At 58.3% G+C, this 17,215-nt stretch carries 16 protein-coding genes and 1 pseudogene; 11 read left to right on the forward strand and 6 right to left on the reverse strand.

Annotated features, from left to right (window positions below):
* Window positions 1-100: 100 nt before the first annotated feature.
* Window positions 101-751: a hypothetical protein gene (locus HQ912_RS00700; RefSeq protein WP_047230055.1), complete on the reverse strand. Its 651-nt coding sequence runs from the start codon at window positions 749-751 to the stop codon at window positions 101-103.
* A 374-nt stretch (window positions 752-1,125) separates the two neighbouring features.
* On the opposite strand from HQ912_RS00700, the gene coxB reads away from it, so the two are divergent.
* From coxB to HQ912_RS00720, 4 genes are all read left to right on the forward strand, one after another.
* The gene (coxB, locus tag HQ912_RS00705; RefSeq protein ID WP_047230054.1) at window positions 1,126-2,253 is read left to right on the forward strand and encodes a cytochrome c oxidase subunit II; all 1,128 of its coding nucleotides are present in this window, start codon (window positions 1,126-1,128) and stop codon (window positions 2,251-2,253) included.
* 82 nt (window positions 2,254-2,335) lie between these two features.
* Window positions 2,336-3,922, forward strand: a complete 1,587-nt coding sequence (gene ctaD / locus HQ912_RS00710; protein WP_047230053.1) for a cytochrome c oxidase subunit I — start codon at window positions 2,336-2,338, stop codon at window positions 3,920-3,922.
* 117 nt (window positions 3,923-4,039) lie between these two features.
* On the forward strand, window positions 4,040-4,591 hold the full coding sequence (locus HQ912_RS00715) for a cytochrome c oxidase assembly protein (protein ID WP_047230052.1): 552 nt from the start codon (window positions 4,040-4,042) through the stop codon (window positions 4,589-4,591).
* Window positions 4,592-4,615: 24 nt separating this feature from the next.
* Complete coding sequence (locus tag HQ912_RS00720; protein ID WP_047230051.1) at window positions 4,616-5,503, forward strand: cytochrome c oxidase subunit 3; 888 nt, start codon at window positions 4,616-4,618, stop codon at window positions 5,501-5,503.
* 24 nt (window positions 5,504-5,527) lie between these two features.
* Here the strand turns inward: HQ912_RS00720 and HQ912_RS00725 are convergent, their stop codons facing one another.
* The gene (locus HQ912_RS00725) at window positions 5,528-5,731 is read right to left on the reverse strand and encodes a twin transmembrane helix small protein (protein ID WP_014335867.1); all 204 of its coding nucleotides are present in this window, start codon (window positions 5,729-5,731) and stop codon (window positions 5,528-5,530) included.
* Between the two features lie 70 nt (window positions 5,732-5,801).
* On the opposite strand from HQ912_RS00725, the gene HQ912_RS00730 reads away from it, so the two are divergent.
* The 6 genes from HQ912_RS00730 (at window position 5,802) to HQ912_RS00755 (ending at window position 10,742) form a co-directional block, all read left to right on the forward strand.
* Entirely contained in the window at window positions 5,802-6,539 is a 738-nt protein-coding gene (locus HQ912_RS00730; protein ID WP_047230050.1) for an SURF1 family protein, read from the forward strand.
* A complete protein-coding gene (locus HQ912_RS00735) occupies window positions 6,505-7,098 on the forward strand; it encodes a hypothetical protein (RefSeq protein WP_047230049.1) in 594 nt (197 codons plus the stop codon). Before HQ912_RS00730 ends, HQ912_RS00735 begins: the two co-directional genes overlap by 35 nt.
* Window positions 7,099-7,108: 10 nt before the next feature.
* A complete protein-coding gene (locus HQ912_RS00740) occupies window positions 7,109-8,188 on the forward strand; it encodes a COX15/CtaA family protein (RefSeq protein WP_173406341.1) in 1,080 nt (359 codons plus the stop codon).
* Window positions 8,176-9,075 (forward strand): heme o synthase, encoded by a 900-nt coding sequence (cyoE, locus tag HQ912_RS00745; RefSeq protein ID WP_047230047.1) that lies wholly within the window; start codon window positions 8,176-8,178, stop codon window positions 9,073-9,075. The genes HQ912_RS00740 and cyoE overlap by 13 nt, the downstream gene beginning before the upstream one ends.
* Complete coding sequence (locus tag HQ912_RS00750; RefSeq protein WP_076383131.1) at window positions 9,072-9,707, forward strand: SCO family protein; 636 nt, start codon at window positions 9,072-9,074, stop codon at window positions 9,705-9,707. The genes cyoE and HQ912_RS00750 overlap by 4 nt, the downstream gene beginning before the upstream one ends.
* A gap of 675 nt (window positions 9,708-10,382) precedes the next feature.
* Window positions 10,383-10,742, forward strand: a complete 360-nt coding sequence (locus HQ912_RS00755; RefSeq protein ID WP_047230045.1) for a DUF6124 family protein — start codon at window positions 10,383-10,385, stop codon at window positions 10,740-10,742.
* A gap of 171 nt (window positions 10,743-10,913) precedes the next feature.
* On the opposite strand, the gene HQ912_RS00760 is transcribed toward HQ912_RS00755, so the two are convergent.
* Both HQ912_RS00760 and HQ912_RS00765 read right to left on the reverse strand, forming a co-directional pair.
* Window positions 10,914-11,558: a DUF2459 domain-containing protein gene (locus HQ912_RS00760; protein ID WP_173406342.1), complete on the reverse strand. Its 645-nt coding sequence runs from the start codon at window positions 11,556-11,558 to the stop codon at window positions 10,914-10,916.
* Window positions 11,559-11,755: 197 nt separating this feature from the next.
* On the reverse strand, window positions 11,756-13,948 hold the full coding sequence (locus tag HQ912_RS00765) for a TonB-dependent receptor (RefSeq protein WP_173406343.1): 2,193 nt from the start codon (window positions 13,946-13,948) through the stop codon (window positions 11,756-11,758).
* Between the two features lie 694 nt (window positions 13,949-14,642).
* On the opposite strand from HQ912_RS00765, the gene HQ912_RS00770 reads away from it, so the two are divergent.
* Window positions 14,643-15,005, forward strand: a complete 363-nt coding sequence (locus tag HQ912_RS00770) for a DUF6124 family protein (protein ID WP_047230042.1) — start codon at window positions 14,643-14,645, stop codon at window positions 15,003-15,005.
* A 241-nt stretch (window positions 15,006-15,246) separates the two neighbouring features.
* On the opposite strand, the gene HQ912_RS00775 is transcribed toward HQ912_RS00770, so the two are convergent.
* Both HQ912_RS00775 and HQ912_RS28035 read right to left on the reverse strand, forming a co-directional pair.
* A complete protein-coding gene (locus HQ912_RS00775; RefSeq protein ID WP_080962941.1) occupies window positions 15,247-16,386 on the reverse strand; it encodes an alpha/beta hydrolase in 1,140 nt (379 codons plus the stop codon).
* Window positions 16,387-17,105: 719 nt separating this feature from the next.
* A pseudogene (locus HQ912_RS28035) lies at window positions 17,106-17,207 on the reverse strand (hypothetical protein); the annotation flags it as partial.
* Window positions 17,208-17,215: the final 8 nt, after the last annotated feature.

Here is a 17,215-nt window from a genome sequence, read left to right on the forward strand (position 1 = left end):
TGTCCAGAATTACTTGACCAGTTCAGGCTCGCTCCCACAGGGATCTGTGGTGGACACAATTTCTGTGAACACCCACAAGGGGATGAGTGTTTCAGCCAGATCAAGCCGCCGGCTGATCCAGCTCCAGCCCTACTCCCAACTGCCGCGACAGGCACGGCCAGCGTTTCCAGGCAGCGCCCGTGTCCGGGTTGCTGAGTTTTTCCCGGTAAGACTCCACCGACTCCAGCGCAAAGCTGTCTTCGTCGAGCATTTCATCGACCGCGTGATGCACCGCTTCATCCAGTTGATTGGCAAAGGGTTCGCCGATCAAATGGTGAGCGATCAGGTTGGCCACCGTCATATCCAACGGAATCAGCGGCTGGCCGAAGTGCTTGATGTACAGGTCGTTGACCTCCTCCACCAGCCGATGGGCCAAGTAGGCTTCGTCCAGCAGGCTGTCCAGGCCAACGTGACCCTCCATGACCTTGGGTGGCTGGAGGAAAAACTGCTCGGCGATTTTCAGCACCGGTTTGATCTGCGATTCGATGCCGGCTTCGCGGGCCACCTCGTTGGCTGCGTCCAGCAGGTCGGGCACTTGCTCGATATACGCGGTGACAAAGCGGGTCATCACGCCCTTGGCGTCGATGTCCGGCAGTTGGATCGCGGCGTGCAGGTTCGGCAGCTGGGCTTCCAGCTGACGCGTCAGTTGGCCGGTCTCGGCCTCATGTTGTTGGGCTTTTTGGATCTGCTCGCGCAATGCGGCGGTGTTCATGACAACTCCAGGGAACAAGGCAATGAAATAAGGAAGACATAACTTAGCTGGCGCAAAAACACTCCTAAGACCTATTTTTCATAAACCTACTCATCCTTGATACGTCGCAGTTATATCGGTTTGCCATCACTCAGGTTCGCATCCTTCTCCATTCGTGGGCTCTAGCGCAAGCCCTGCCTGTTTCAAACGATTTACGCCATCGCGTTGCGAGGTTGCAGTCGCTGTCTATACTCGGTTTGGAATGGAGTTAGCTGATGACACCCGATTGCATGTGCAGCAAGGCGCGGCGAGTCAAGTTGGTAGTCTGAAGTAGCCGATCCCTTGCCGCTGGCGTTACGCCGACGGGATAACAAGAACGATAAGGGGAACCCGCAATGACGCGACATCCACACGTATGGATGGGCCTCCTGTTGTGGTCGATTTTCAGCCAGGCGCAAGCGGCCTGGACTGTGAATATGGCGCCTGGAGCGACACAGATCAGCAATGCAGTGTTCGACCTGCACATGACCATCTTCTGGATCTGTGTAGTGATCGGCATCATCGTCTTCGGCGCCATGTTCTGGTCGATGATGATGCACCGCCGCTCAACCGGCCAGAACGCGGCCAATTTCCACGAAAACACCCGCGTCGAAATCCTCTGGACCATCGTGCCTTTCCTGATCCTGGTTGCCATGGCGGTTCCCGCCACCGCGACCCTGATCAAGATGTACGACTCCAGCGAGTCGGACATCGATATCCAGGTCACCGGCTATCAGTGGAAGTGGCACTACAAGTACCTGGGGCAGGACGTCGAGTTCTTCAGCAACCTGGCCACCCCCGCCGAACAAATCAATAACCAGAGCGCCAAGGGCGAACATTACCTGCTGGAAGTCGACAAGCCGCTGGTGCTGCCGGTCGATGCCAAGGTGCGCTTTCTGGTCACCTCCGCCGACGTGATCCACTCCTGGTGGGTGCCAGCGTTCGCGGTCAAACGCGATGCGATTCCCGGCTTCGTCAACGAAGCCTGGACCCGCGTCGACAAGCCCGGCCTGTATCGCGGCCAATGCGCCGAACTGTGCGGCAAGGACCACGGGTTCATGCCCATCGTTGTCGAGGTCAAGAGCAAGCCCGACTACGAAGCATGGCTGGCCGAGCGCAAGGCCGAAGCGGCGCAACTCAAAGAGCTGACCAGCAAGGAATGGACCCTGCAAGAGCTCATCGAACGTGGCGACAAGGTCTATCACACCACCTGCGTGGCCTGTCACCAGGCCGAAGGCCAGGGCCTGCCGCCGATGTTCCCGGCGCTCAAGGGCTCGAAAATCGCCACTGGCCCTGTGGCTGATCACCTAAACATTGTCTTCCACGGCAAACCGGGCACCTCCATGGCGGCGTTCGGCAAACAGTTGTCGGAAGTCGATATCGCGGCGGTCGTGACCTATGAACGTAACGCCTGGGGCAACAACAAGGGCGACATGGTTACGCCTAAACAAGTGCTGGAACTCAAACAGGCAGAAAGCCAATGAGCCGGCCTGACGTTTGTTCCCGCAACCGGTCGCAGCTCATCGCCGCGCGCCGCCCAGCCCACTCGTTCGAAGGAGACAGGACATGAGTGCTGTGATCGATGACCACGGTCATGCCGACCACGCCCACGGCCCCGCCAAAGGGCTGATGCGCTGGGTACTGACCACCAACCACAAGGATATCGGCACGCTGTACCTGTGGTTCGCCTTCTCCATGTTCCTGCTGGGCGGCTCGTTCGCCATGGTGATCCGTGCCGAGCTGTTCCAGCCCGGCCTGCAGATCGTGCAGCCGGAGTTCTTCAATCAGATGACCACCATGCATGGCCTGGTGATGGTCTTCGGCGCGGTGATGCCGGCCTTCGTCGGTCTGGCCAACTGGATGATCCCGCTGATGATCGGGGCGCCGGACATGGCCCTGCCACGGATGAACAACTTCAGTTTCTGGTTGTTGCCGGCGGCGTTCCTGATGCTGGTGTCGACCCTGTTCACCCCTGGCGGCGGGCCGAACTTCGGCTGGACCTTCTACGCGCCGCTGTCCACCACCTATGCGCCGGAAAGCGTGACGTTCTTTATCTTTGCCATCCACCTGATGGGCATCAGCTCGATCATGGGCGCGATCAACGTGGTCGCCACCATCCTCAACCTGCGCGCCCCCGGCATGACCCTGATGAAGATGCCGCTGTTCGTCTGGACCTGGCTGATCACCGCGTTCCTGCTGATCGCGGTGATGCCGGTGCTGGCCGGCTGCGTGACGATGATGCTGATGGACATCCACTTCGGCACCAGCTTCTTCAGTGCTGCCGGCGGCGGTGACCCGGTGCTGTTCCAGCACGTGTTCTGGTTCTTCGGCCATCCCGAGGTGTACATCATGATCCTGCCGGCCTTCGGTGCCGTCAGCTCGATCATCCCGGCCTTCTCCCGCAAACCGTTGTTTGGCTACACCTCCATGGTCTACGCCACGGCCGCCATTGCGTTCCTGTCGTTCATCGTCTGGGCGCACCACATGTTCGTGGTGGGCATTCCGCTGGTGGGCGAGCTGTTCTTCATGTACGCCACCCTGCTGATCGCCGTGCCCACCGGGGTGAAGGTGTTCAACTGGGCCAGCACCATGTGGCAAGGCTCGCTGACCTTCGAGACGCCGATGCTGTTTGCCGTGGCGTTCGTGATCCTGTTTTCCATCGGCGGCTTCTCCGGACTGATGCTGGCCATCGCCCCGGCGGACTTCCAGTACCAGGACACCTACTTCGTGGTCGCGCACTTCCACTATGTGCTGGTGCCCGGCGCGATCTTCGGGATCTTCGCCTCGGCCTACTACTGGCTGCCGAAATGGACCGGCCACATGTACGACGAAACCCTCGGCAAGCTGCACTTCTGGCTGTCGTTCGTCGGCATGAACCTGGCGTTCTTCCCGATGCACTTCGTAGGCCTGGCGGGCATGCCCCGGCGGATCCCGGACTACAACCTGCAGTTCGCCGACTTCAACATGGTCTCGTCCATCGGCGCGTTCATGTTCGGCACCACGCAGTTGTTCTTCCTGTTCATCGTGATCAAGACCATCCGCGGCGGCGAGCCGGCTCCGGCCAAGCCGTGGGATGGGGCCGAAGGGTTGGAGTGGAGCGTGCCTTCACCGGCGCCGTATCACACCTTCACTACGCCGCCGGAAGTGAAATGAACATGCAAGCTTTTGTGGGAGCGAGCCTGCTCGCGATAGGCCCGACGCGGTGTGCCAGGCCTACAGCTATCGCGAGCAGGCTCGCTCCCACAGGGTTATGTGCAAGGAGCAGGAGTCATGGCTGACTCGATTTCGCTGAAGAAACTGGTCACGCGCCTGCTAGTGGTAGTGGTGGCCATGTTTGCCTTCGGGTTTGCCCTGGTGCCGATCTACGACGTGATGTGCCGGGTATTCGGCATCAACGGCAAAACCGCAGGGCAGTACGAAGGTGAACAAATCGTCGATCAATCGCGCCAGGTTCGCGTGCAGTTCCTGTCGACCAACTCCGTGGACATGGTCTGGGATTTCTATCCTAAAGCCGACCAATTGGTGGTTCAGCCCGGGGCCGTGAACGAGATGGTGTTCATTGCCCACAACCCCACCGATCGGCCGATGAGCGCCCAGGCAGTCCCCAGCATCGCGCCGAGCAACGCGGCGGCCTATTTCCACAAGACCGAATGCTTTTGTTTTACCCAGCAAGTGCTGCAACCCGGCGAACGTATCGAAATGCCCATGCGCTTCATCGTTGACCGGGACATGCCCAAGGAAGTGAAGCACCTGACGCTGTCCTACACGCTGTTCGATATCACCGCTCGTCATCCACCGGTGGCTGTAAACACTGACCGATAGCGTGCCCGATAAGGAGAACAATAAATGGCAACTCACGAACACTATTACGTTCCGGCCCAGAGTAAATGGCCGATCATCGCCACCGTCGGGATGTTCGTCACGGTGTACGGCCTGGCGACCTGGTTCAACGACCTGAAGGCTGACCGGCCCGACTCCAACGGCCCGCTGATCTTTTTTGTCGGCGGCCTGTTGCTAGCCTACATGCTGTTCGGCTGGTTCGGCGCGGTCATCAAGGAAAGCCGCGCCGGGCTCTACAGTGCGCAGCTCGACCGCTCGTTTCGCTGGGGCATGAGCTGGTTCATCTTCTCTGAAGTGATGTTTTTCATCGCCTTCTTCGGCGCGCTGTTCTATGTGCGCATGATCTCGGCGCCGGGCCTGGCCGGTGAAGGCAGCAAGGGCCTGTCGGAGATGCTTTGGCCGAACTTCGAATACGTCTGGCCGTTGCTGAACAACCCCGACCCCAAGCTCTTCCCTCCGCCCAAGGATGTGATCAGCCCTTGGGGCTTGCCGCTGCTCAACACCATCCTGCTGGTCAGTTCCAGCGTTACCGTGACCATCGCCCACCATGCCCTGAAAAAAGGCCATCGCGGCGCGCTGAAAATCTGGCTGGCGATCACCGTGCTGCTGGGTTGCGCCTTCCTGGGCTTCCAGGCCGAGGAATACATCCACGCCTATAAAGAGCTGGGCCTGACGCTGGGCTCGGGAATCTATGGCGCAACGTTCTTCATGCTCACCGGTTTCCACGGCGCTCACGTCACCATCGGCACGATCATTTTGTTCGTGATGCTGATGCGCATCATGCGCGGGCATTTCGACAACGAGCATCAGTTCGGCTTCGAGGCCGCGAGCTGGTACTGGCACTTCGTCGATGTGGTGTGGATCGGCTTGTTCTTCTTCGTCTACATCCTCTGAGGCAGCCGTTACCAAGGCGGCTCTTTACCAAGGAGCATGCGACACCAACTGGCCGCTGAAAAAACCCCAGGCAATCAAGCCGACGGTGGCGGCGGCCAGACTGACCCGAATCGCCAGGGCGATGACCAGGCGATTGGAACTGCTGTCGTCCTTGACCAGAAAAAACAGGCCGCTGAACAGGCTCGCAATCGTGGCAATCAGCATCAGGACGATGGCTGCTTTTAGCATTAGGGACACTCCGGGGGGACGCGATGCACGTGAGTATAGCTATCTCGTTCGACAGCTTTGGAACGGCGCCATGAAAGGCTTCCGGCCAGGCATCGTGCCGTCACTGGTGGTAGCCGTGCTGTTGCCGGTGATGGTGTGCCTGGGGTTCTGGCAATTGAGCCGGGGCGAACAAAAGCGCGTGCTCATGGACAGTTACGCCGAACGCCGCGTGGCGCAGCCGATGGCAAGCGTGGAGTTGCAACACACGGCGGACCCGGCCTTTCGACCGGTCAGCCTGCGGGGCCAGTTCGACGCCGAACACAGCATCCTGCTGGATAACCGCCAGCACGACGGCAAGGTCGGCGTGGAGTTGCTCCAACCCTTTCTCGACCAGGCGACCGGGCTCTGGCTGCTGGTCAATCGTGGCTGGTTGCCCTGGCCTGACCGGCGCACTCCGCCGGCCTTCAGCACCCCCGAACAAGCGGTGAACCTTCAAGCCTGGGTCTACGTTGCTCCGGGCACCACGTTCCAGCTCCACGCCGACCCAGCCGACGCGCCGTGGCCGCGACTGGTGACCGCGGTCGAGCCGGACAAGCTCTGGGCCGAACTGGGCCGCAACGGTTTCGCCTACCAATTACGCCAGCAAAGTGGCCCCGGCGCCTATCGGACCGATTGGCCGGTAGTGGCCATGGGGCCGGAAAAACACCTCGGCTATGCCGTGCAGTGGTTCGCCATGGCGGCGGCGCTGTTCGGCCTCTTTCTTTATCTCGGATGGCATAACGCAGGGAGACAGCATGGGAACCACCATGAATCCAACCAACACGTCTGAGGCACCTACGGCGCGCAACCGTCGCAAGGGGCGCCTACAACTGCTGCTGATCGTGCTCGGGGTGATCGGCCCGATGATCCTGGCCACCGGCATGTACAAATTCCAGTTCTGGGTCCCGGAAAGCCGCAGCTACCACGGCGAACTGATCGGCAACGGCCAGACCCGCGCCGAGATCGGCGTACAAGCCGATGAGCAGCGCTGGCAGATCCTGGTCACGGCGCCGCAGGAATGTTCGGCTGATTGCCGGCAACTGGTCTACCTGGCCCGTCAGGTGCAGATCGGCCTGGGTCGCGACGCCTCCCGCGCCAGCCATGCCCTGGCCATCGCCCAGCCGCTGGACGCGCAATACGACGCCCAACTGCAACGCGAATACCCCCAACTGCAACGCTACCCGCTGGACCTGCCGGCCTATCAGAAAGGCGCCCAAGGCAGCGGCGAAGCGCAGCTGTGGATCATCGATCCCCATAGCAACCTGGTGCTGCGCTATGACGCCCGGGTCAAGGGCAAGGCACTGCTCAACGACCTGCGACATCTGTTGAAACTGTCGAACATCGGATGAGGGCAACGACATGGCCAAACCTGGATTTCGCCTCGCGCTGTTTGCCACGTTGCTGGCACTGATCGTCGTACTGCTGGGCGCCTACACCCGGCTCACCCACGCCGGCCTGGGCTGCCCGGACTGGCCCGGTTGCTACGGCTTCATCAGCGTACCCAAGAGCGAAGCCCAGCTGGCACATGCCGAACTGCACTTTCCCGACGCCCCGGTGGAAGCCCACAAGGGCTGGAACGAGATGGTCCACCGCTACTTCGCCGGCCTGCTGGGGCTGATGATTACCGTGCTGGCTGCCCGGGCCTGGATGAACCGGCGTCACCCAGGCCTGCCCTTGAAGCTGCCCCTGTTTCTGCTGGCGGTGGTCTTTGCCCAGGCGGCGTTCGGCATGTGGACCGTGACCCTCAAGCTGTGGCCGCAAGTGGTGACCGGGCATTTGCTGGGCGGGTTCGCGACCCTCAGCCTGCTGTTTCTGCTTACGTTGAGATTGTCTGGTGTGTTGCCGGCGCTGACCGTGCCCAAGCGTCTGCAACATTGGGCCACCGCCGGGTTACTGCTGGTGATCGGCCAGATCGCCCTCGGCGGTTGGGTCAGCTCCAATTACGCCGCCGTAGCCTGCGTTGATTTCCCGACCTGCCACGGCCAATGGCTGCCACCGGCGGATTTTGCCAACGGCTTTCATCTGACCCAGCACATCGGCCCCAACTACCTGGGTGGCCAGCTCGACAGCGATGCGCGCACCGCCATTCACTTGACCCACCGTATCGGCGCGTTGCTGGTGACGGTGGTGCTGTTGGGGCTGGCCTGGCAATTGAAGACCGTCGGCATGACACGCCTGGCGGCGCTGGTGTTGATAGCCCTGGCGGCCCAGATCAGCCTGGGCATCAGCAACGTGCTGTTCCACCTGCCGCTGCCGGTCGCCGTGGCCCACAACGCCGGAGGCGCCGCGCTGTTGTTGAGCCTGGTGCTGGTCAATTATCACGCCCGTACCAGTCTGGTCCGGGTCAAGCATCAAGTCCCGCTGCGCTGGCGCTTCAACCCGCATAAACACGGCCCCAGCCCCATAACAATAAAAGGAGAGATGCCATGGCAACCTTGACCGGTGAACGCCACAGCCAAGCGATCTGGCGCGATTATCTGGAGCTGACCAAGCCCAAAGTGGTGGTGCTGATGCTGATCACCTCGCTGGTGGGCATGTTCCTCGCCACCCGCGCCGGGGTGCCGTGGACGGTGCTGGTGTTCGGCAACCTGGGCATCGCCCTGTGTGCCGGCGGCGCGGCGGCGGTCAACCATGTGGTGGACCGGCGCATCGATGCGGTGATGGCCCGTACCCATAAACGCCCGCTGGCCGAAGGCCGAGTCTCACCGGCCGCAGCACTGACCTTCGCCCTGGCACTGGCGGTGGCCGGCCAAGCGCTGTTGCTGGCGTTCACCAACCCGCTGACCGCCTGGCTGACCCTGGCCTCCTTGCTCGGTTATGCGGTGATCTACACCGGTTTCCTCAAACGGGCGACGCCGCAGAACATCGTCATCGGCGGCCTGGCCGGCGCGGCACCACCGTTGCTGGGCTGGGTGGCCGCCACCGGTCATGTCAGCGCCGAACCGCTGCTGCTGGTGCTGATCATCTTCGCCTGGACCCCGCCGCATTTCTGGGCCCTGGCGATTCATCGCAAGGAGGAATACGCCAAGGCCGATATCCCGATGCTGCCGGTGACCCACGGCGAGCACTACACCAAGGTGCATATCCTGCTGTACACCCTGGCGCTGCTGGCAGTGAGCCTGATGCCCTTTGTGATCCAGATGAGCGGCTTGCTGTACCTGGTTTGCGCCCTCGTGCTGGGTGCCCGGTTTCTGCAATGGGCCGTGGTGTTGTACCGTGGCAGTCGGCCGCACGCGGCGATCAACACGTTCAAGTACTCTATCTGGTACTTGTTCCTGCTGTTCATTGCCCTGCTTGTAGATCACTACTTACTGTTGAGCCTATGACTCGAACCCAGAAAACCGTCTTCATTCTCGTGGCCGTGATCGCGCTGATCCTCGGCCTTACCATCAATAAAGTGCTGACCGGCAAAGGCGAAGGCGACCCCACGGCGCTGATCGACGCCGGCATCATCCTGCTGCCTCAAAGCCGCAACCTGCCGGACGTGAAAATGACCGATCAGGACGGTCAGCCAGTGACGATGGACGGATTGAAAGACAAATGGAGCCTGCTGTTCTTCGGCTACACCTTCTGCCCGGACATCTGCCCGACCACCCTCGCCCAACTACGCCAGATCAAAAGCGAACTGCCGCCCGAGGCTGTGGATAAATTGCAGATCGTACTGGTGAGCGTCGACCCGAACCGCGACACGCCCAAGCAACTCAAGCAGTACCTGGGCTACTTCGACCCGCAGTTCATCGGCCTGACCCCGTCATCGATCGAAGACCTGCAGAAGCTGGCCAACGCGGTGAGCATTCCATTCATCCCGGCCGACACCAGCAAACCCAACTACACCGTCGATCACAGCGGCAACCTCGCCGTGATTGGCCCGGATGGCACCCAACGCGGGTTCATCCGCGCACCGCTGAACAACCAGAAACTGGTGGCGCAGTTGCCGGAGATGCTCAAGCGTAAATAAGGCCAAGGCGAGGCCCCCACGGGAATACAGTATCTGCAACACTCCGATCCCCTGTGGGAGCGAGCTTGCTCGCGATGACGCCCGCCCAGACACCCCCATGACGAGGGCGCTTGCTCCCGCTCGGCTGCGCAGCAGTCGCAAAACCGGACGATGCGGTTTGCCTGAAGAAATGCAGGGGTCCGCTGCGCAGGCCAGCGGGAGCAAGCTCCCTCGCCACAGGTGGTTTGTGTCGAACCGAATATCCAGCCCAACGCAGCCCCCTGTGGGAGCGAGCCTGCTCGCGATGAAATCGACGCGGTTCCAGACCAAAACAAGTCACCCGCATCGCCGGCAAACCCCGCTCCTACAGAACCTGCCTACACACCTTCACCAAGCCACGCATCCTTGCGCCTTTGCCTACAACTACGCCAGAATCCGCCCGCTTGTGCGCCTTGTCCCGGGGTTCTATTGTCTTCCTGCCACTGCCCATCAGTGGTCGGGTTTAGTAGCCCGGGTCCCACTTCGGTTGTACAAGTCTCATCAGTCAGGCATTTGCCTGTTCTCGATGGTGGCTGTGCGCATGGCGCCCTCGGGCGCGCCGGGTTTGGTGTGGGTTACCGGTCTACTAACTTGCGCACAGCCGCCACCCTTTCGTTTAGTAGCGAGATGGTGCGGCCTAATATGAGGCCCACACCTATGTTCAAAATAACCCCGAATCCGCCAGAGGCAGATTCCACTTCTACATCCGCAAAATCGAAAGCCAAGCAGCAAGACGAAACCACCAAACGCGTGCTCGATCACTACTTGCTACCGAAACCGGATAAATCCCAAGACGCCCCCAAACCGGGCCAGCTATTCACCGTCGTGAAAGACCTCGATAACGAATGCTTGCTTGCCAACCTCAGCGAAACCCTGGCTTCGGCTGATGCCATGGTGAGTGATCTGGCGTTTGATCTGGATGGATCGAGGCGCCATGTGGCGCAGGGTATCCAGCAGTTGATTGAACTGAGTTCGTTGCTGGCGAATCGGGTGTTGGATAACGTCGACCCACGTTAACCGCAACACCATCAAGCTGTGTGGCGAGGAGATATTCCCCTCGCCACACAGGCCCTCATTCCTGGCGACGCATGAATTCTGCGAAAAGAGGAACTGTAAAATTCAGATATCCAAAAAGGGGACAGATTTATTTCCAGCAAATTCTATCCCCTTTCGTGCACTGTCCCCTTTTCAGTCAACGCAGGATGCGCCGACCGCTGTCGCCCGGCGTAACTGCGACATGACGCTCCCCGCCGTAATCACTGCAGTAGGCGACATTGGGCAACCGCTCGCGGCCAGCGCCTCTGCGACCCAGGTATTGCAGGTATAAAACAGCGAATAGCGACCCTCGGCCTGGTAGAACCGGCTCTCTCCATACAGGCCGGGCCCGAGCACCACCAAGGTGCCCGTCGCTGAGCGGGTGAAGGTCCCGGCCACGAACGCGAGCAGTCGTCGGTAGCCGTCCTCCGTCACCCGCACCTCGATGACCTCGCTTGCGGAGAAACGCCGCCTGGGGTCCCCGTCAATCTTGACCGCATGTAGCACGGTTGCCGTCGACCCGAACAAGGCTCGCAGGGCGAGGCTCAAGGTGGCCTGTGGGGCTCGGTAAAAATCCTCGTCGCCCCAACCGAACTCAACGAAGTCGCCGTCGCTGAACTCTTCAGCCAGTGCGGGAAGCACCTGAAGTAGATCGGGGCGCGCAATGACCAACCCGGTATGCAGGCCATGATTCACTACATAGAAGGACCGCCAATCGCCACCCGCACTCCTCGGCGGGTCCGACGCGGTAGCGCAGCCGAACAGCGTGAGGACCAGGGTCAGCACTACAATGCGCATACACAAGGGCTTGGAGGCTCGCTAACGAAACGTGGGAAAACCCCGGCGGGGGTTGGCGCTATATCTCGACCAGAAGCAACCAGGGCGCTTAGACACCCAAAGCAGCGATACGCCACAAGATATCTCAGAGACCAAGCCTAGCATTCAAAGCTTGGGGCACTCGCCAACGCTTTCCCCTTTTCAAATCCCCTTTTCACTCAGAAATCGATAGTCCCCGAAAACTTCACCAAGCGCGGATCACCCTGCGAGAGGTAGCCGCCGTTTGCCGAGGCCCAGTAGTTCTTATCGGTAATGTTTTCCACATTGACGCGCAACGTCAGGTCCTTCTCCACAAATTTCATTCTGTAACGTGCGCCGGCGTCGAAACGGTTCCAGGTAGGCAAGCTCAGGTTGTTAGCCTGATCAGCGTACTGTCCACCAGTGCGCAACATCCTTGCGCTGAGCGCGGCCCCTTCGATACCCGGAACATCCCAATCTACGCTGGCATTGAGTTGAAACGTTGGCACGCCAATGGCGTGATTGCCATCGTTGAGACCGCCAGCGGTTTTTTTCAGCTCAGACGTCATGCGGGTACCGCCGGCCATCAACCGGAGGCCTTCGATGGGTTCGCCGAAAACGCTGAGCTCCAGCCCCTTGTTGACCTGCTCACCATCACGCACATAGAGCCTCTGCGCGTTGTCGACGTACCCATCGGAAGGTTTCTCGATACGGAAAACACCCAGGTTGGCACCGAAGGTTTGCAGGTCCAACTTGATGCCCGCTTCCAACTGTTTGGTGCGGCCAGGGGGGAAGGCTTCGCCCAGGTTCGTGATGCCTGTACCGGACGCCACTGGTCCTTTTGCAAGGCCTTCGATTCGGTTGGCGTAAAGCGACACGCTCTCCACAGGCTTGTAGACGATGCCATACACAGGCGTGGTAATGGCTTCATCATAGAGCGCGCTACGACTGCCATCGTTTGCTGGATTGGCTACACCGTTTGAAGTGGTGCCATCGTACTTATAGTTTTCGACACGCAACTGCTGACGACGGACACCATAAGTGACCAGCAATGTGTCATCGAACAAGCCCAACGTGTCGGAAATCGCCAGACTACGGTTGCGGGTTTTGCCGGTCACCCCGGGATCCCCCATTTCACCGCCCGTGCTGGATACCGCAGTCGGCTTAGGAAGCTTCGGGGTGTTGTAGATATTGCTGTTCCCGGTAACGGAACGATAGAACGTGTAGGCGTTTTCCTGCTCGGTCCAAATCGTTGAGCCCCCGATCGCAACTTGGTGGGAAACAGGGCCCGTGTTAAAGCGCCCGTTCAACCCGCCACTGAACGACGTATTGTCTTCATTGTGAGGAATTTCTGAGCCACCGATCGTGGCGACGCCGTTATTGCCGACCAGTGTCGGTGTGGCGTATACCCCGGTTTCTCGGGTGTGCTTTACACCACCAGCCAGGTAGGCGGTCCAGTTTTCGTTCAGATCCCAATCGCCCCGAACCATGCCGAAGGTGTCTTCTGTTTCGGAGTAAGTCCAGTCCTGCCCATAATTGTGGCTGGCGTGCGGAGCAGTGGGAATGCGGGTGGCGCTCCCGATATTCACCGAATTACGCAGTCCATTGATACGTTGTTTCTGATACCCGAAATCGGTGGAAACGCGGAAGTTATCACCTTGATAGTCCAAGCCCGCAACGAACAACTTTGTGCGCTGATCCTGGTTGTCGATCGCTGTTTCACCTTCCCGCTGGCTCAGATTCAACCTGGCGCCAAACCGATTGTCCTCGCCGAATCGCTGCCCGATATCCAAATGCTCGCCAATGCGACCATCGGTGCTGATGTCCTGGGTATAACGACGCGTCGGGACATCCTCTGCGCGTTTGGGCTGCAAGTTGACGCCACCCCCAAGACCCGAGCCCGTCGGACTGACACCGTTGATAAACGCGTTGGGGCCTTTGAACACCTCGACACGCTCGATAGCATCCGTCGACAGAATCTGACGCGGTAAGACGCCATACAGCCCATTGTAGGAAATGTCGTCACTGTTAAGCGGCAAGCCTCGAATCACGAACACTTGGGATTGGTTACCAAACCCATAGGATTGACGCACCGACGGATCATTGAGAAGCACATCCCCCACGTCTTCAGCTTGTTGATCTTCAATCAACTGCGAGGTGTAACTGGTCATCACGAACGGGACATCCATGTTGTCCTGATTCCCCAGCACCCCCATCTGGCCTCCCCTCGCCACCTGACCACCCGCATAGGGCGTTGGTAGCGTGTTGGAGTTGGGTTTGATCGCACTGGCAGTAACGTCGGTCGCTCCCAATTCAATAGGCTCTGCCGCTTGGGCAAGAAAACTGACTGAGCAACATGCAGCCAGCAGCGTAAGGCGAGATGGAAATAGCATGGAGTGAGTACCTGCGGGGAAACGGGAAACCAATGCAGGCAATGCTAATGATTCGCAGATAGATTATCTATAACGAATGGCAAGCTGCCATAAAAGATTTGGAAAGCGGTTTAGTCAGCCCCCATGGCGAGGGAGCTTGCTCCCGCTCGGCTGCGCAGCAGACGCAAAACCGAACGATGCGGTTTGCCTGAAGAAATACAGGGGCCTGCTGCACAGGCCAGCGGGAGCAAGCTCCCTCCCACACAGGTGTGAACACAGTATCTGCAACAACCCCAATCCCCTGTGGGAGCGAGCTTGCTCGCGATGAAATCGCCCCAGTTCCAGAGCCGAACACCCCACCTGCATCACCAAAAAAACTTCCTCCTACAGCCCCCACCTACACCCCTCTATCAAGCCACGCATCCTTGCGCCTTTGCCTACAACTACGCCAGAATCCGCCCGCTTGTGCGCCTTGTCCCTGGGTTCTATTGTCTTCCTGCCACTGCCCATCAGTGGTCGGGTTTAGTAGCCCGGATGACATCCGGTTGCATGAGTCTCATCAGTTAGGCATTCGCCTGCACTCGATGGTGGCTGTGCGCATGGCGCCCTCGGGCGCGCCGGTTTTAGGTATGTCACCGGTCTACTAACCTGCGCACAGCCGCCACCCTATCGTTTAGTAGCGAAATGGTTGCGGCCTAACTGAGAAGACATACCTATGTTCAAAATAACGCCGAATCCGCCAGAAGCAGATTCCACTTCCAAATCCGCAAAATCCAAAGCCAAGCAGCAAGACGAAACCACCAAACGGGTGCTCGATCACTACTTGCTACCGAAACCGGATAAATCCCAAGACAACCCCAAACCGGGGCAGCTATACACCGTCGTGAAAGGCCTCGATAACGAATGCCTGCTCGCCAACCTCAGCGAAACCCTGGCTTCGGCTGATGCCATGGTGAGTGATCTGGCGTTTGATCTGGATGGATCGAGGCGTCATGTGGCGCAGGGGATTCAGCAGTTGATTGAGCTGAGTTCGTTGCTGGCGAATCGGGTGTTGGATAACGTGGAGCCGCGGCAATAGGTAAGCGTTTGCCAATGAAAAAACCCGGCGTCCTGCGTCGGGTTTCTTTTTGCCTCCCGCCCTCCAAGAGTGACCGAAAACGGCCAGGAGCGGTCAATCAGCATCAATACCATGCCCCCGTTACTTTGCCTCGGGCTTCATCCTGATTCGCAGTCACCCGCGACACCCTTGCCTCTAGCTAACACTTCCTCTTGCCGGGCGCACGAAAAGAAAGAGGGCGACCTAAGCCGCCCTTTCTTCACTATTTGGTGAGTCTCCAATATATTCCATTATTCGCTTCCACCGCTGTTAAACGATTTCTCTGAGGAGGCCGGTTGCCGGAAAACAAAGAAACGATGTCGGAAAGAACAGTATCTGAGCCAATCCCATACGAATGATTTAGAAAATCAGTCTTCACGTCGCTGGCATCTATAAAATCTACACCTTTCCACACATCCACAACTGCAGGAACACCGCCTAACCGATCGTATGTTTTCAGTTTATAAGAAAGTTTTAGCGCCCTATCGTTTTTTGAACCGTACACAGTAACTGGATAATTCTCGTTGAGAATAATTGGTGCGATGGTATCAGTAAAGAGCTCTCGCCCCACATCAGGCGCCGCCAAAACCACTTCCTTCAACTTGCCCCTTAGCTCAGGACGAGTCGCGCTGATCCTCTTCAGTGCCTCTAAGACACCACGCCCACCCATGCTGTGAGCTATCAAAAACGCCTGCTTCAATTCGGGGTTTGAAAGATAATCTACCAGAAAGCTGTATATAGCATCTTCAGACCAGATGATGCTTTCCTCATCACCGTTGTAAGTCAACACCTTGCCATTGGAAGGCCAGCTAAAGAAAACTGGCACTCCTTTAAAACTCAGATCATAAGCTAATTGAGCAGTTCGTCTCGCAGCATCTTCAAAACTAACATTAAATCCATGAACAAATATCAGCGATGCTCCATCTCCATTATTCAAACCGCGCCGCACTACCTCCTTGAATTCAGCTTCATTTATCGTACCACCCCCCAAAATGGAAACATGCTTGTTAGGATCTTCGACTAGTTGATACCAGCGTCGCAATTCAATCTCGCCTACTTCATGCCCCACTGGAATACTTACCATGCAATGACCATAGTTTAGCCTGCCATACACCCCTCTTTTACCGGAGTATGCTCCCAGGCAACGATTTTTGACCAGGAGCTCACGATTAGTTGCAAACAGCACTCGCACTAATCCATGATTATTCCCGTCAACCACTTTAACAACACCGGGATCAATTTCATCTGATGTTGGCGAAGCACCTGCTAACGGATCTGATGCTTGATAATTATCTTGCTGAGAAGCACACCCTGACACTAACAGCGCAATAATCAGCACGCCAAAGCCACATTTAAGTTTCATCCCTGCCTCCGTACTCCGTAATAAAAGTACTACAACAATTAAGGCTAGAAAACTCGATATGTCAAATTGCCATGACCCTTTGTCAGCTTTTTCAAGGCAGGTCCTAGAATGTCCGTGCTGGATCAGGCGAACCAATCAGCTCTGGCAAAAGTCAGCTAGGACGGGAGTTGACGACAGGCAGAAACCGACCCGAAGCGGTCGTAACGCAGCTTACAAATCAGGGCTTGAATGGATCAATCCAGCCAGGCCGAAGTCCTGCCTCGTATTCTTTGCGTACGTAGGCGAGCGACTCTGCGCATCCCATTTCCGCCTCGATAGCGCCTATGCATCCCCAGCAATCTCCGCCGCAATTGCCTGATAGCGGATCTGCTGGGTTGTCGAGTAAGCGTCTGCAGATCGTGCAGTATTTCGGCTTATTGCTGTTCGTCATAATCCCGCTTTCCAAACGTCCGGTCTTGGCCGACTGCTGTCGTTCGCAACCGGCGTTTCGGCCAAAGCAGACATCTAGATTAAGACTCTGTAGTTCTCGGTATATCAGACAGACCGCGTTGACTGTTTGGAGCTGCTGCGCAGCCCAGCGGGGATAAATCCCCTCGCCACAGGGTTGTATGTGTCAGCTGCTTGGCGGACAGGTAATGAAAACGCGGTGGGCTTTTTGTGAGTGCTTCGCACTCAAGCGGGAGCAAGCTCCCTCGCCACAAAAGCTGTTTTGTGTGAGTTCAGCGCTGACGATCCAGCTTCTTCAGGAACACCATCATCTCCTTCTCGGCCTGCTTGTCGCCGTGGGCCCGGGCGGCTTGGCGTGCTGCTGGTAGATCGCCTTGGTTTG

Source organism: Pseudomonas sp. MPDS, assembly GCF_013283895.1.
Lineage (GTDB): Bacteria > Pseudomonadota > Gammaproteobacteria > Pseudomonadales > Pseudomonadaceae > Aquipseudomonas > Aquipseudomonas rhizophila.